The 12,799-nt window shown below is 72.1% G+C and carries 14 protein-coding genes and 1 pseudogene; 7 read left to right on the top strand and 8 right to left on the bottom strand.

The annotated features are described in order from the left end of the window. Positions 1-48 precede the first annotated feature (48 nt). Both ACZ61C_RS12515 and ACZ61C_RS12510 read right to left on the bottom strand, forming a co-directional pair. Positions 49-1,044: a 3-oxoacyl-ACP synthase III family protein gene (locus tag ACZ61C_RS12515; protein ID WP_465305922.1), complete on the bottom strand. Its 996-nt coding sequence runs from the start codon at positions 1,042-1,044 to the stop codon at positions 49-51. After that, positions 1,041-2,900 carry a ThiF family adenylyltransferase gene (locus ACZ61C_RS12510; protein WP_465305920.1) on the bottom strand — a complete coding sequence of 620 codons (1,860 nt, stop codon included), beginning with the start codon at positions 2,898-2,900 and terminating at the stop codon, positions 1,041-1,043. Before ACZ61C_RS12510 ends, ACZ61C_RS12515 begins: the two co-directional genes overlap by 4 nt. Before the next feature lie 338 nt (positions 2,901-3,238). Here ACZ61C_RS12510 and ACZ61C_RS12505 point away from each other — a divergent pair, with 338 nt between their 5' ends. Then, a complete protein-coding gene (locus tag ACZ61C_RS12505) occupies positions 3,239-4,102 on the top strand; it encodes a LysR family transcriptional regulator (protein WP_465305918.1) in 864 nt (287 codons plus the stop codon). A 3-nt stretch (positions 4,103-4,105) separates the two neighbouring features. On the opposite strand, the gene ACZ61C_RS12500 is transcribed toward ACZ61C_RS12505, so the two are convergent. Then, positions 4,106-4,300, bottom strand: a complete 195-nt coding sequence (locus ACZ61C_RS12500) for a hypothetical protein (RefSeq protein ID WP_465305916.1) — start codon at positions 4,298-4,300, stop codon at positions 4,106-4,108. Between ACZ61C_RS12500 and ACZ61C_RS12495 the strand changes: the two are divergent. Both ACZ61C_RS12495 and ACZ61C_RS12490 read left to right on the top strand, forming a co-directional pair. Continuing rightward, positions 4,299-4,964, top strand: a pseudogene (locus ACZ61C_RS12495) (sulfite exporter TauE/SafE family protein); the annotation flags it as partial. The gene ACZ61C_RS12500 and the pseudogene ACZ61C_RS12495 sit on opposite strands and share 2 nt — an antisense overlap. A 37-nt stretch (positions 4,965-5,001) precedes the next feature. Beyond that, entirely contained in the window at positions 5,002-5,136 is a 135-nt protein-coding gene (locus tag ACZ61C_RS12490) for a hypothetical protein (RefSeq protein ID WP_465305914.1), read from the top strand. Here ACZ61C_RS12490 and ACZ61C_RS12485 read toward each other — a convergent pair. After that, positions 5,102-6,076 (bottom strand): LysR family transcriptional regulator, encoded by a 975-nt coding sequence (locus tag ACZ61C_RS12485; RefSeq protein WP_465305912.1) that lies wholly within the window; start codon positions 6,074-6,076, stop codon positions 5,102-5,104. The two genes, ACZ61C_RS12490 and ACZ61C_RS12485, sit on opposite strands and share 35 nt — an antisense overlap. An 82-nt stretch (positions 6,077-6,158) precedes the next feature. Here ACZ61C_RS12485 and ACZ61C_RS12480 point away from each other — a divergent pair, with 82 nt between their 5' ends. The 3 genes from ACZ61C_RS12480 to ACZ61C_RS12470 are packed head-to-tail and all read left to right on the top strand — an operon-like array spanning position 6,159 to position 9,551. Continuing rightward, the gene (locus tag ACZ61C_RS12480) at positions 6,159-6,878 is read left to right on the top strand and encodes a succinate dehydrogenase cytochrome b subunit (protein WP_465305910.1); all 720 of its coding nucleotides are present in this window, start codon (positions 6,159-6,161) and stop codon (positions 6,876-6,878) included. Position 6,879: 1 nt separating this feature from the next. Beyond that, on the top strand, positions 6,880-8,808 hold the full coding sequence (locus tag ACZ61C_RS12475) for a fumarate reductase/succinate dehydrogenase flavoprotein subunit (RefSeq protein WP_465305908.1): 1,929 nt from the start codon (positions 6,880-6,882) through the stop codon (positions 8,806-8,808). Then, entirely contained in the window at positions 8,805-9,551 is a 747-nt protein-coding gene (locus ACZ61C_RS12470) for a succinate dehydrogenase/fumarate reductase iron-sulfur subunit (protein ID WP_465305906.1), read from the top strand. The genes ACZ61C_RS12475 and ACZ61C_RS12470 overlap by 4 nt, the downstream gene beginning before the upstream one ends. A gap of 3 nt (positions 9,552-9,554) precedes the next feature. On the opposite strand, the gene ACZ61C_RS12465 is transcribed toward ACZ61C_RS12470, so the two are convergent. From ACZ61C_RS12465 to ACZ61C_RS12455, 3 genes are all read right to left on the bottom strand, one after another. Further along, entirely contained in the window at positions 9,555-10,112 is a 558-nt protein-coding gene (locus ACZ61C_RS12465; RefSeq protein ID WP_465305904.1) for a class F sortase, read from the bottom strand. An 11-nt stretch (positions 10,113-10,123) separates the two neighbouring features. Further along, on the bottom strand, positions 10,124-10,894 hold the full coding sequence (locus ACZ61C_RS12460; protein WP_465305902.1) for a choice-of-anchor P family protein: 771 nt from the start codon (positions 10,892-10,894) through the stop codon (positions 10,124-10,126). Between the two features lie 347 nt (positions 10,895-11,241). Beyond that, positions 11,242-11,400 carry a hypothetical protein gene (locus ACZ61C_RS12455; protein ID WP_465305900.1) on the bottom strand — a complete coding sequence of 53 codons (159 nt, stop codon included), beginning with the start codon at positions 11,398-11,400 and terminating at the stop codon, positions 11,242-11,244. A gap of 170 nt (positions 11,401-11,570) precedes the next feature. Between ACZ61C_RS12455 and ACZ61C_RS12450 the strand changes: the two genes are divergently transcribed. Beyond that, positions 11,571-11,867, top strand: a complete 297-nt coding sequence (locus tag ACZ61C_RS12450; RefSeq protein WP_465305898.1) for a DUF1540 domain-containing protein — start codon at positions 11,571-11,573, stop codon at positions 11,865-11,867. Positions 11,868-11,885: 18 nt separating this feature from the next. Here ACZ61C_RS12450 and ACZ61C_RS12445 read toward each other — a convergent pair whose 3' ends face one another. Beyond that, positions 11,886-12,776: a DUF2268 domain-containing putative Zn-dependent protease gene (locus ACZ61C_RS12445; protein WP_465305896.1), complete on the bottom strand. Its 891-nt coding sequence runs from the start codon at positions 12,774-12,776 to the stop codon at positions 11,886-11,888. Between the last annotated feature and the right edge of the window lie 23 nt (positions 12,777-12,799).

The following is a 12,799-nucleotide window of genomic DNA, read 5'->3' as shown; positions in this document are numbered from 1 at the left end:
TGGAATCGGACCTGCCGTTTCTACCAGGCCGGCCCCGGACGGCTCAGCTCACGCGTGCCGGAAGCACAGCGTGCCCCACTGGAACCCCGCCCCGATCGACGACACCACGTACGTGTCGCCCGGACGGACCCGGCCGCGGCCGAACAGCTCGTGCAGGGCCGTGAACACCCCCGCCGAACCGGTGTTGCCCAGCCGGTCCACCGTGATCGGCGCGCGGTCGCGGGGGATGCCCAGCTTGTCGAGCGCCGCCGTGACGATGTTCAAGTTCGCCTGGTGGAGGAAGAAGTGCGTGACGTCCTCGATCGGCACCCCCGCGTGGCCGGCGGCCCGCAGGATGCTGTCCGGCAGGCAGCGGGTCGCCGTGTTCCAGACCGCTCGGCCGTCCATCTTCAGGTAGTGCCGGCGTTCGGTGACGGTGCCGGCGCCCGCCGGGAGCCGCGAGCCACCGGCCGGGATCTCCACGTCGTGGGACAGCTCGCTGCCGAAGTCCCATCCGAGCAGGCCCGCGCCCGGCGCCGCGGCCCGGGTGAGGACGGCCGCGCCCGCCGCGTCGCCGAAGAACACCCGCGTCGTGCGGTCTTCCGGGTCCGTCACGCGGGACGCGCAGTCGGCCGCGACGACCAGGACCGTCGACGCCGCCGACGTCTGCAGCAGGTGCGCCGCGAGGAACAGCGCCTGCACGCCGTTGGCGCACGCCGCCTGCGTGACGTCCAGGGTGAGCGCCCGGTCGGCGCCGAGCAGCTCCTTGACGATCAGCGCCGTCGACGGCAGCGGCTGGTCGTAGGTGTAGGTCCCGACGATGAGCACGTCGACGTCCCGGGCGGTGAGCCCGGCCGCCGCCAGCGCTTCCCCGGCCGCCGGCACGCACATGTCGGACGTCGCCCGCTCCGGCGCGAGCCGGCGCCGGGCCCGGATGCCCGTGCGGGTGGTGATCCACTCGTCGGAGGTGTCGAGCGTCTCGGCCAGCTCCGCGTTGGTGACGACGTCCGGCGGCAGATGCACGCCCGTCCCGGCGATGGTGACGGGCACGCCGAGGCCGGTCACACCGCACCCCCGGCGTACACGTCCCGAGCGGGGTGCAGCTGCTGCTCGAGGTCGGTGTAGAACCGGCCCGACCCGCACGGCCGCCCGAGCAGGACGCGCCGGGCCGCCTCTCCGCACAGCGCGCCACCGAGCGCAACGCCGGAGGCCAGCTGCGGCCAGCTGCTGAGCGTGCGCCCGAGCTCGCCGAACGACGCGGCCAGCTCCGGGCTGATCCGCTCGGCGTCCACCATGGCGAGGACGAGGTCGACCTTCTCCCGGGGGCCCAGCTCGAGCAGGTCGACGGACTTCACGTCGCCGAGCAGCCCGTGCAACAGCGGCCGGTCGGGTTCGTGGTCGAAGCGCTCGATGTCGAGCATGCCGCGGTCGTTGCAGTCCATGACGACCGGGATGCCGAGGTCCCGGGCGTACTCGCGGGCCGCGATCTTGACCCACGGCGTGTCGCACTCCTCGACGAGCAGGTCGAGCCCGCCGCGGAAGAACTCCTCGATGGTGTCCGGGGTCAGGCCCTCGCGCTGGATCTCGATGTCGAGGTACGGGTCGATCTCGTACATCTGCCGCGCCGAGAGCACGGCCTTGTTGACCCCGAGGTGGTGCACCCCGGCGCGCAGGCGGTTGAGGTTCGACAGGCCGAACGCGTCGAAGTCGGCGAGCTTGAACGCCCCGCCGATGCCCTCCAGGGCGAACGTCAGCGCCGCGCTGTTGCCGACCGACAGGCCGATGACGCCGATCCGCTTGCCGAACAGGCCGCGCTGCTCGGGCCGCTCGATCCGGCCGCGGTTGCGGTCGGTGCGGACCAGGCGGAACTCTTCGCGCGGCAGGAGGTGCACGAGCCGGCCGGACCACGGGTACCAGGCCCAGGCGCCGTACTGCCACGGCGCGAGACCCGCCAGCTGGTCCTGCTTCTTGCGTGCGAGCTCACCGGCGTCCCGGCAGGCCGGCTCCCGGCTGCGGACCAGTTCGGCGAGCTGCTCGTCGAGGGTGTCGTGGACCTCGCGGACTTCGCCCGAGGCCAGCAGCCGGTTCAGCCCGTCGAGCCCGGCCGCTTCGGCCGGGGTGAACAGCACCGGCTGCCACACCTCACGATCCGGCGCGGCCGCGGTGGTCAGGCTGACCGGGGCGGTGCGGGACGCCACCGGCGCGGCGGTGACCGAGCTCGCCCCGGCCGCCGCGATCACCGGGAACTCCGCCCGCAGCCGGGTGACGAGGTCGTGGTGCCGGCCGGCGCCGTCGGCGACGCGGTGGAGCATGATCACGACGTCTTCGGTGTAGCGCTGGACGTACCGGCGGGTGCCGGGCACGGGCCGGAAGCCGAACCGTTCGTGGAACCGGTCCTGGCCGTCCTTCGTGCCGGACGTGCCGATCATCGCGCGTGCCCCGAGGTGGTGCGCCGCGGCGATGGCCAGCGCGTTCAGGTACTGCCCGAGGCCCAGCTTCCGCGCTCGGTGCTCGACGACGAGCCGGCTGTGCTCGAACACCTCGTGTTCCGCGAACCCTTCGGCGGCCAGGAGTTCTTCGTACCGCGCGTCACCGAGGTAGACCCGGGACTGGAAGGGCGCGCCACTGTCCGGTGTGGACAGCCGGATGTAGCCGAGCGGCGGTCCGGCGGGGCTGCTGCGGGCGATGAAGTGCCACGCGCCGAAGTCGAGGTCCTGGTCGTCGACCGGGGTGCCGTCGGCGCGCAGGAACGCCGGCCGCCGCCCGTGGTCGAACAGGATGCGCGCGCGGAGGTCGCGCACCGCGTGGAGCGGCGAGGGGTCGCCGTCGCCCGGCTGCGGTCCGAGGAACGCGGTCACGTGCCAGTCGGGCGTGCCGAGCGGGGCCGGCTCCCGCGGGGCGGGGTGGGTCAGGGAGGTCAAGGGACGCCTTGTCTGAATTGTGCTTCGGAGAGGGGAATCGCTGGGCCGGGCGCGGAAAATCGCGATCACGGCCGGGCCGGGCGCACGCTACCAGCGAGTTGACCTTGGCGCCGCGCTTCGGGTTCCGTACGCCCGGTCGGGGTCGGAAAACCTTTACCCGGGCGGGAAAACACCGTGTGTCAGTGAGCGATGGCCGCGTCCGGGATGTTGATCATGTGGCTCCACCCGGCGGAGTGGATATTTGTTTCCCAGCGTGACCACGGTTCCGGTGGCGGAGCGGTTCATTGTGCGAGTGCGTCACCCCGGCGGGGGAGGGCGCCGGGCGTTAGGGTCGGCCGATGGAGCTGAGGCAGGTCGAGCACTTCCTCGCGGTGGTGCGCAGCGGCAGTTTCACCGGGGCCGCGCAGGACGTGCACGTGGTGCAGTCCGCGCTGAGCGCGTCCATCCGGAAGCTCGAACGCGAGCTGGGCGCGCCGCTGTTCGACCGGACCACGCGGCGGGTCGCGCTGACCGAGGCCGGGCGGGCGCTGCTGCCGCTGGCGCACCGGATCACCGCCGACGTCGTCGCGGCGCGGGGTGAGGTGGCGGCCGTCGCGGGCCTGACCCGCGGGCAGGTGTCGATCGGGACCATCCAGACGCTCACCGTCGTCGACCTGCCGGCCAAGCTCGGCGAGTTCCGGGTGCGCTACCCGGGCGTCCGCATCCACGTGCGCGAAAGCACGGTGCCCGACCTCTCGGCCGGCGTCGGCAACGGCGAGCTCGACCTGGCGTTCCTGGCCGGCGAAGACCCGCTCGCGGCCGAGCTGGCGAGCTTCGCGCAGTGGAGCCAGCACCTCGTGCTGCTGTGCCACCCGGGGCACCGGCTGGAGGCCCGGCGCCGGGTGCGGCTCGCCGAGCTCGACGACGAGCCGTTCGTCGACTTCAGCGGGAGCGGGATCCAGGCGATGGTCGCCCGCCGCTTCGCCGAAGCGGGTGTCCGGCAGAACCGCGTCTGCGAAGCCACGCACATGCCGCTGCTGGTCGAGCTCGTGACGGCCGGGCTCGGCGTTTCCGTTGTCCCGCAGCCGGTCGCCGAAAAGTCCGGGCTGCCGTTCGCGAGGATCGGCCGGCCCGGGTTCAGCCGGGCGATCCACCTCGCGGGCCGGGGGCCGAAGCCGGCGAACCCGGCCGCCCGGGCGCTGCTGACGCACCTGCTCGGCTGAGCCCTACCGGTCGCGGACCGGCGCGAAGAGCAGGCCGAACCCGATCAGGGTCAGCGCCATCGCGACCGTGGTCAGCCCGGCCGGCGCCACGATCGCGGCCAGCACGAACGCGCGGACGGCGAACCGCCGCAGCAGCCGGACCAGGTCCGTCGTCTCGCGGTCCGGCTCGCCGGCCGCTTCGGGAACACCAGGGGGCATGGTCTTCAGTGTTCGCCCGCCGCGGCGATCGGTCCAGCGCAAAGAATCGCTGGGATTCAGCCGCGAGAGTGATCGGTGCGGGGGACCAGACCCCGGAGAACGCCTTGTCAGGACGGATTTTGCCGAGCAAGGCCGACTCGGCGGCCGGGGCAGTCCACGCGACGGGCGCGTTGTGGCCCCGGCGTCCGGTCGCCATCCTGGCCCGATGCTCGAGACGATTGTGCTGCCACTGGTCGGTTTCCTGGCGGGGGCGTTGAACGCCGCGGGCGGCGGCGGCACGTTCGCCGCGTTGCCCGCGCTGGTGGCCGCGGGCCTGCCACCCGTGGTCGCCAACGCCTCCAGCACGGTCGCCCTCCTGCCGGGCGCGGTGGCCGGCGCGTGGACCTACCGGGGTCAGGTGGTCAGCGTCGGCCCGACGTCCGCCGCCTCGCTGGCGACCGCGAGTGTGCTGGGCAGCGTTTTCGGCGCCGCTCTGCTGCTGGTCCTCCCGGCGACGTCGTTCAGCGCGGCCGTTCCGTGGCTGCTGGCGTTCGCGACCGTCGTGCCGGCCTTCGGCCGGGGGATCTCGCGGCTGCCGGCGCGCGCCATCGGCCACCCGATCGACCTCGGGGCGCGCGGTGTCCTCATCGGACAGGCGTTGCTGGGCGCGTACGGCGGCTACTTCGGCGGCGCCGTCGGGATCATGATGCCGGCGTTCTGGAGTGTCGGGCTCGGGCTGGACCCCGCCGCCGGCTGCCGGCGCGTGGGCCGTCCGCCGGCTCTCCGGGCGGGTGCTGCGCGGGGTCGTGCTGACCACGGCGGTCACGATGACCGTGCTGTACTTCGCCCGCGGCTGACCTTCGGTCCATCCACAAGGGACTCGATGCCGGGCGGGAGGTCCTCGCGGTGCGCGGGATCCGCGACGAACCCGACGATCGCGTCGCGCAGGGCGCGGACCGCCCGGGTCGGGTCGACGTCACGGCGGCCGGCCAGCTGGACGATCCGGGTCATGCCGGCCTCCGGCACGAACCGCGTCATCAGGAACCGGTCACCGGCGACCGTGCTCGGCACCACCGCCGCGCCCACCCCGGCGCGCACCAGTTCGAGGACCGCGTCCATCTCACCGCCTTCGATCGCGAACGACGGTTCGAAGCCGGCGGCACGGCAGGCGTTGACCGTCGCCTCCCGGACGTCGTACCCCCGCCGGAACATCACCAGCGGGACGTCCACGAGCTCGCGGACGGCGAGCCGGGCGCCGGCACGCTCCACCGGCGTGTCCTTCGGGGAGATCACCACGAGCTCCTCCAGCAGCAGGGGCGTCGCCGCCAGCCGGGCGTCACCCGGCGACCGCGCGCCGGCCAGCAGGGCGAGGTCCAGCGCGCCTTCGGACAGCCGCTGCCGCAGGTCACCCGAACCGCTTTCGTGCAGCTCCAGCTGGATGCCCGGGTACCGGCGGCGGAACGCGGACAGCATCGGCGGAAGCAGACCCGTGCACAGGCTGGGCGGCGCACCCAGCCGGACGCGGCCGCGGTCGAGCTCGTCCAGCTCCCGGATCGCGCGCCGCGCGGTCTCGGCCTCCGCGAGGATCCGCCGCGCGATCGGCAGCAGCGTTTCGCCGGCCTCGGTCAGGGTCACGTTGCCGCGGATCCGGTGGAACAGCGCCGCGCCCAGGTCGTGTTCGAGCGTGCGGATCTGCTGGGACAGCGAGGGCTGCGCGACCCGCACCTCCTCGGCGGCGCGGGTGAAGTGCCGGTGTTCGGCGACGGCGACGAAGTAGGCGAGCTGGTGCAGCTGCATCCGTCCATGATAGGCGATGGCTATCGAGTGCAGAGTGATGATGTCTTTGACCTCTGGTCGCGTGGCTCTTACCGTCGGTCGGGTGGTGAACGACCTCGCAGACCGGCCCGCGACGCGGCGGCGCCGCCCGGCCCTCCGGCAGTTCTGGGCTTCGACGATCGGCAAGAAGATCGTCATGGCGGTGAGCGGCGCGCTCCTGCTCGCGTTCGTGGCCGCGCACATGGTGGGCAACCTCAAGACCTTCCTCGGCGCCGACGACCTCAACCACTACGCGCACTGGCTGCGCACGATCGGCGAGCCGGTGCTGCCCCACGGCTGGTTCCTGTGGATCCAGCGGGTGGTCCTGCTCGTCGCGCTGGTCCTGCACGTCACCGCGGCGGTGCAGCTGGTCCGGCGCGACCTTCGCGCGCGGCCGGTGCGCTACGTCCACCGGCGGCCGGTGCGCGCGACGTTCGCGGTGCGCACGATGCGCTGGGGCGGCGCGACCCTGGCGGTGTTCGTCGTCTGGCACATCCTCGACTTCACCGTCGGCCGGGTGAACCAGGACTTCGTGCCCGGCGACCCGTACCACAACCTCGTCGCGGACTTCCGGGTCTGGTGGGTCAACGTGATATACCTCGTCGCCCTCGCGATGCTGGGCCTGCACATCCACCACGGCTTCGCGAGCGCCGCCCGCACCCTCGGCGTCACCAGCGCGCGCCGCGAGCGGGCGATCAAGATCCTCGGCAGCACAACGGCGATCGTGATCGCGGCGGGGTACGCGCTCGTCCCGGTCGCGATCATGACGGGACTGGTGGACTGACATGGAACCCTACGTCGTCGGCGACCCGATCGCCGATCCGAAGGCGCCCGCCGTCGCGCTGGAGAACCGGTGGGACGAACGGAAGTTCGCCGCCAAGCTCGTCAACCCGGCGAACCGGCGCAAGCACCGCGTGATCGTCGTCGGCACCGGGCTGGCCGGCGGGTCGGCCGGGGCGACCCTGGCCGAGCAGGGGTACCACGTGGTGCAGTTCTGCTTCCAGGACTCCCCGCGACGCGCCCACTCGGTCGCCGCGCAGGGCGGCATCAACGCGGCCAAGAACTACCGCAACGACGGCGACTCGGTGTACCGCCTGTTCTACGACACGGTGAAGGGCGGCGACTTCCGCTCCCGGGAGTCCAATGTGTACCGGCTCGCCCAGGTGTCGGCCCAGATCATCGACCAGGCGGTGGCCCAAGGCGTGCCGTTCGCCCGCGAGTACGGCGGCCTGCTCGACACCCGCTCCTTCGGTGGGGTGCAGGTGCAGCGCACCTTCTACGCCCGCGGCCAGACCGGCCAGCAGCTGCTGATCGGCGCGTACCAGGCGTTGTCGCGCCAGATCGACGCCGGCCACGTCGAGCTGCACGCGCGGACCGAGATGCTCGACCTGGTCGTGGTCGACGGCCGGGCCCGCGGCATCGTCGCGCGCGACCTCGTCACCGGGGAGATCCGCACGCACCTGGCCGACGCCGTCGTCCTCGCGACCGGCGGGTACGGCAACGTCTTCTACCTGTCCACCAACGCGAAGGGCTCGAACGCGACCGCGATCTGGCGCGCCCACAAGCGCGGCGCGTACTTCGCGAACCCGTGTTTCACCCAGATCCACCCGACCTGCATCCCGCGCTCGGGGGAGCACCAGTCGAAGCTGACGCTGATGAGCGAGTCGCTGCGCAACGACGGGCGCATCTGGGTGCCGAAGCAGCAGGGTGACCCGCGGCCGCCGTCGGAGATCCCCGAGGACGAGCGCGACTACTACCTCGAGCGGCTGTACCCGAGCTTCGGGAACCTGGTGCCGCGGGACATCGCGTCCCGCGCGGCGAAGAACGTCTGCGACGGCGGGTTCGGCGTCGGGCCCGGCGGTCTCGGCGTCTACCTCGACTTCGCCGACGCGATCACGCGCATGGGCCGGCCGGCCATCGAAGCGCGGTACGGCAACCTCTTCGACATGTACCAGCGCATCACCGCGGACGACCCGTACGCGGTGCCGATGCGGATCTACCCGGCCATCCACTACACGATGGGCGGGCTCTGGGTCGACTACGACCTGCAGAGCACGGTTCCGGGCCTGTTCGTGATCGGGGAGGCGAACTTCTCCGACCACGGCGCCAACCGGCTCGGCGCGTCCGCGCTGATGCAGGGGCTCGCCGACGGCTACTTCGTGCTGCCCGCGACGGTGAACGACTACCTCGGCCAGGGCCGGCTCGACGAAGTCGCGGCCGACGACCCCGCGGTAGTGGAGGCACAGCGTGCGGTGCGCGAGCGCGTCGAGCGGCTGCTGGCGGTGAACGGCACCCGCAGCGTCGACTCCTTCCACCGCGAGCTGGGCCTGATGATGTGGGACCTGTGCGGCATGGCCCGCACCGAGGCCGGGCTGCGCAAGGCCCTCGAGCGGGTGCCCGAGCTGCGCGCCGAGTTCTGGCGCGACGTCCGCGTCCCCGGCACCGGTGTCGAGCTGAACCAGGAGCTCGAGAAGGCCGGCCGGGTCGCCGACTTCCTCGAGCTCGCCGAGCTCCTGCTGCTCGACGCCCTCGTGCGCGAGGAGTCGTGCGGCGGCCACTTCCGCGAGGAGCACCAGACCGCCGACGGCGAAGCCCGCCGCGACGACGAGCGCTTCTCGCACGTCGCGGTCTGGGAGTACGGCGAGAAACCCGTGCTCCACAAGGAAGAGCTCGTCTTCGAGCACGTCCACCCGACCCAGCGGAGCTACACATGAACCTCACCGTCCGCATTTGGCGGCAGGCCGGCCCGGCCACGGAAGGCCGGCTGGTCTCCTACCCCGTCGACGACGTCAGCCCGGACATGTCCTTCCTCGAGCTGCTGGACGTGCTCAACCAGGAGCTGATCGAGAACGGCGAAGAGCCGGTCGCCTTCGACCACGACTGCCGCGAGGGCATCTGCGGCTCCTGCGGCGTCGTGATCAACGGGCAGGCGCACGGGCCGGAGCGCACGACGTCCTGCCAGCTGCACCTGCGCTCGTTCGCCGACGGCGACGTCGTCGACGTGGAACCCTGGCGAGCCCGGGGTTTCCCGGTGATCAAGGACCTGGTCGTCGACCGCTCGGCGCTCGACCGGATCGTCCAGGCCGGTGGGTACGTCAGCGCACCCACCGGCAGCGCCCCGGACGCCCACGCGACCCCCGTGCCCAAGCCGGACGCGGACCTGGCCTTCGACAACGCCACCTGCATCGGCTGCGGCGCCTGCGTCGCCGCCTGCCCGAACGGCTCGGCGATGCTCTTCACCGCGGCGAAGGTGACCCACCTGAGCCTGCTGCCGCAGGGCCGGCCGGAGCGGGCCCGGCGGGTGCTGGACATGGTCGACACGATGGACGCCGAAGGGTTCGGCGGCTGCACCAACACGGGAGAGTGCGTCGCGGCGTGCCCGAAGGGGATTCCCTTCGCCAGCATCGCTTCGCTCAACCGGGAGTTCCTGAAGGCGTCCCGATCCGGGCGGGACTGACCCTCACCGCTTGAGCTTCGCGTACACGATCACGTTGTCGAGGTAGTTCCGGTTCGCCGCGTCGTACTGGCCGCCGCAGGTGATCAGGCGCAGCTCGGGGTCGGTCGTGTTGCCGTAGACGGCTTCCGTGGGGAACGACTTCTTCGCGATCTGGTCGACCTTCGTCACCTCGAACGTCAGCTTGCCGCCGTCGGCCCGGTCGACGTGCACCGGATCGCCCGGCTTCAGCTCGTGCAGCCGCCAGAAGATGCCCTTGCGGTGGTCACCGTCGATGTGGCCGAGGATCACGGCCGGCCCGACCTCGCCCGGGGTCGGGCCGTACTCGTACCAGCCGGCCTGCAGCGGCTGGTCGACCGGCGGCACCTCGACCGTGCGGTCGGGGTTGAGGCCGAGCGACACGAGCGTCGACTTCGCTTCGATCGCGGGGACGTCGAGCGCGGTCGGCAGGGACCGCGCCAGGCTGACGGCGGCCTGTGCCGGTGGTGGCGCGGCGGACGGGGCCGCCGTCGCGCCGCACCCGGCGAGCACCAGCGCGACGACGGCGACAAGCAGTGCGCGCATCGGCAGTCCTCTCACCGCCCGGCCGCCAGGCTGCCGTCACCGGTCTGCGGGGCGCCGGCGGGGACCACGACCACCTGGCCGGGGCCGGTCGGCTTCGGCGGCGCTTCGGGTGCGCGTTCCTTGGACGGGCCGCAGGCCACCGACGCGAGCTTGACGTCACCACGGCCGAGCGCTTCGGTGGTTTTGCCGCCGAGGAGCTTGATGTGCAGCGCCGTCACTTCGAGCACGCCGTCGTAACGCTGGACCTGCTCGTTGACGATCACCTCGGCGACACCGGGGATCCCCAGCTTCTGGTTGGGCGAGGTGGCCGCGGGCAGGGTGCCGAGGCGGCCCAGGTTGACCCCGGCGAGGTCGCTGCTGCCGGTGACGTGCCCGTCCGCCGACCCGCAGCGCGCGCTGACCAGCCGGATCGACGGGACCCGGCCGGCGGCCGCGGCCAGCAGCGGCAGTGTCACCTCGGCGACGCTCGCCTTGGCGGCCACGGAACCCGCACCGCCCACTACGGAACTGGAAATCGCCTTCGCCGTGACGAGACCCTTCAGCGGGACGTCGGCGACGCTCGCGGAGGCCGGACCGGTGCTGCTCGACTTCGCGAGCTCACCCGTTTCGACGGTGATGCCCTTGCTGTCGGTGAGCACCCCGGGGAGCAGCGAAACGGTTGCGGACGCGCCGAAAGCGGATCCGGTGACGGCGTCGTCCGCGGCCGAAACACCGGCCGAGCCGGCGAGAACGGCGACGGTCACCCCGGCCAGGCTCCCGGCTCGGAGCAGGGTTGTGCGCATGAAGAATCCTTTCACCGGAAGAAAACGGAGACGAAAACATGGGGAGACGCCGCATCGGGACGTGACCCGGCGGCGTGGGAAAGCTCGGCCACGCTATCAAAATCGCTACTTCGGGCAAGGATTCCGCACCGCCGCGGCGGTCGCGGCGGTGCGCAAAAAGTGATCTTCGGCGAAAAGGACAACTCGAAGTGGCCACTCAAGCGCGGAGCCGCCGGCGGTTTGCCGACGCGCAGTAGTGCGCGTTGCGGCATTCGAGGCGGTCCACGGGCAGAGCAGACACGGTCGGGTGATTACCTGGAAGAGGGCTCGCGAACACTCAGCGTGATGTGACCACCACGGTGGTTTAGTCAGCTCGGCGGTTCGACTTCGCCCGCGTCCTCGTCGACGTCCTGCGTCTCGGGCTGCTCGCGATCGGCTTCGGGAACTTCGACGTCGAGGTCGACGTCCGGCGTGCCGGGCGGGCGCGGGACGTCGGGGGTGAGGGGTCCGGTTTCGCTGTCGGTCATGGTCCCCGGGTACCCGGTGGCCGGGGGACCAAGCGTGGTGAGTCAGGGCGAAACCACCCGGCCGGGGCGGGAAATCACCCGGCCGAAGTTCCGCGAATTGCGAGGTCCGAGTCCTGGTGGGAGCGTCGGGGCACCGACTGCTTTCCCACCACGGAACCAGGAGTAGAGGCATGACCACCACCGAGATGCCGGCCGTGCACGAGTGCACGGTCAGCGGCTGTTCCTACAACCACGACGGCTGCCACGCGTTCGCCATCACCGTCAACGGCGACAACGGCACCGCCGACTGCGGCACGTTCGTCCCGCTGAGCACGAAGGGCGGCCTGGACCGCGTCGTGGCCCAGGTCGGCGCCTGCTCCCGCACCGACTGCCGGCACAACTCGTCGCTGGAGTGCACGGCGTCGAGCGTCCGCATCGGACCGGGCGACGGCGGGCACGCGGCCAACTGCCTGACCTTCGCGAAGTAGTCCCTCCCGGGACCGGCTTCAGACCTGGAGCCGGTCCCGGGCGGTCTTGATGACGTCCTGGCTGTCCACCAGCAGCGCGTCCGCCGCGGTGCGCCCGGTGGCGGCCAGGTAGGCGTCGACGAGCCGGTTGCCGGCCGCGTACCCGGCGCCGGTCGGGAGCCCGACCGGCGCCGCGCCGAACCGGACGGCGGTGGCGTCGCCGTGCACCCAGGCGGTGAAGTTGCGCATGCCGGTGATCCCGAGCCCGGAGACGACCTTGGCGAGCACGGCGTCGTCGCCCAGGTGCGGGACGCCGATCCGGGCGTACCCCAGTTCGTCCCCGTAGAGCTGCCGCGCGAAGGCGTCGGCGAGGCCTTCGGAGACGACCTGCTCCCCGACGGTGACCGTCGCCGGGTCCCACACCACGGCGCCACTGGCGTAGCGCAGGTTGTGGTGCAGCTCGTGGACGGCGGTCGCCTCGAGCCGGGCCAGGTTCTCCGGGTACGGCCAGACATTGAGGAACAGGTACCCCGGCACGCTGCCGTTGGCCGTCATGCCGAGCGAGGGGCCCATGAAGTGGGTGTCGCTCGGGTCGCCGAGGACGAACAGGACGGTGAGGTCGGGGACCGTGATGCCCGGCGTCGCGGCGACCTGCACGGCGACGGCGTTGTCGAGTGCGTCCCCGATTCGTTGCCACGCCTGGGCTTTCTCGAGGGTTTGCAGTGCTTCGAGGCAGCGTTCGCCGTCGCGGTCGAGCGGGAACCCCGACCCCATCCGGTGCATCGCCACCAGGTCGACGTCGCCGGGGAAGTACCGGTACATCCCGGCGGCGGGCCGCAGCATGGCGCGCAGCAGTTCCGGCCGGCCGGCTTCCGGCGCCCGCAGGATCTCGCGCATGGCCGGGAGGGTGTCGAGGACCGTGATCGTCATGCTGCGCAGGCTAGGGTCTCCAG

It is taken from the genome of Amycolatopsis sp. NPDC104587 (genome assembly GCF_055583645.1).
Note: the sequence above shows the minus strand (reverse complement) of the source record. Positions and strands in the feature narration are given on the sequence as shown.

Excerpts from the sequence above, each read along its gene's own strand:
- ACZ61C_RS12505 (WP_465305918.1), top strand. The coding sequence starts at position 3,239 with ATGGAGCTGAGGCAGGTCGAGCACTTCCTCGCGGTGGTGCGCAGCGGC.
- ACZ61C_RS12500 (WP_465305916.1), bottom strand. The coding sequence starts at position 4,300 with ATGCCCCCTGGTGTTCCCGAAGCGGCCGGCGAGCCGGACCGCGAGACG.
- ACZ61C_RS12485 (WP_465305912.1), bottom strand. The coding sequence starts at position 6,076 with ATGCAGCTGCACCAGCTCGCCTACTTCGTCGCCGTCGCCGAACACCGG.
- ACZ61C_RS12475 (WP_465305908.1), top strand. The coding sequence starts at position 6,880 with ATGGAACCCTACGTCGTCGGCGACCCGATCGCCGATCCGAAGGCGCCC.
- ACZ61C_RS12470 (WP_465305906.1), top strand. The coding sequence starts at position 8,805 with ATGAACCTCACCGTCCGCATTTGGCGGCAGGCCGGCCCGGCCACGGAA.
- ACZ61C_RS12465 (WP_465305904.1), bottom strand. The coding sequence starts at position 10,112 with ATGCGCGCACTGCTTGTCGCCGTCGTCGCGCTGGTGCTCGCCGGGTGC.
- ACZ61C_RS12460 (WP_465305902.1), bottom strand. The coding sequence starts at position 10,894 with ATGCGCACAACCCTGCTCCGAGCCGGGAGCCTGGCCGGGGTGACCGTC.
- ACZ61C_RS12455 (WP_465305900.1), bottom strand. The coding sequence starts at position 11,400 with ATGACCGACAGCGAAACCGGACCCCTCACCCCCGACGTCCCGCGCCCG.
- ACZ61C_RS12450 (WP_465305898.1), top strand. The coding sequence starts at position 11,571 with ATGACCACCACCGAGATGCCGGCCGTGCACGAGTGCACGGTCAGCGGC.
- ACZ61C_RS12445 (WP_465305896.1), bottom strand. The coding sequence starts at position 12,776 with ATGACGATCACGGTCCTCGACACCCTCCCGGCCATGCGCGAGATCCTG.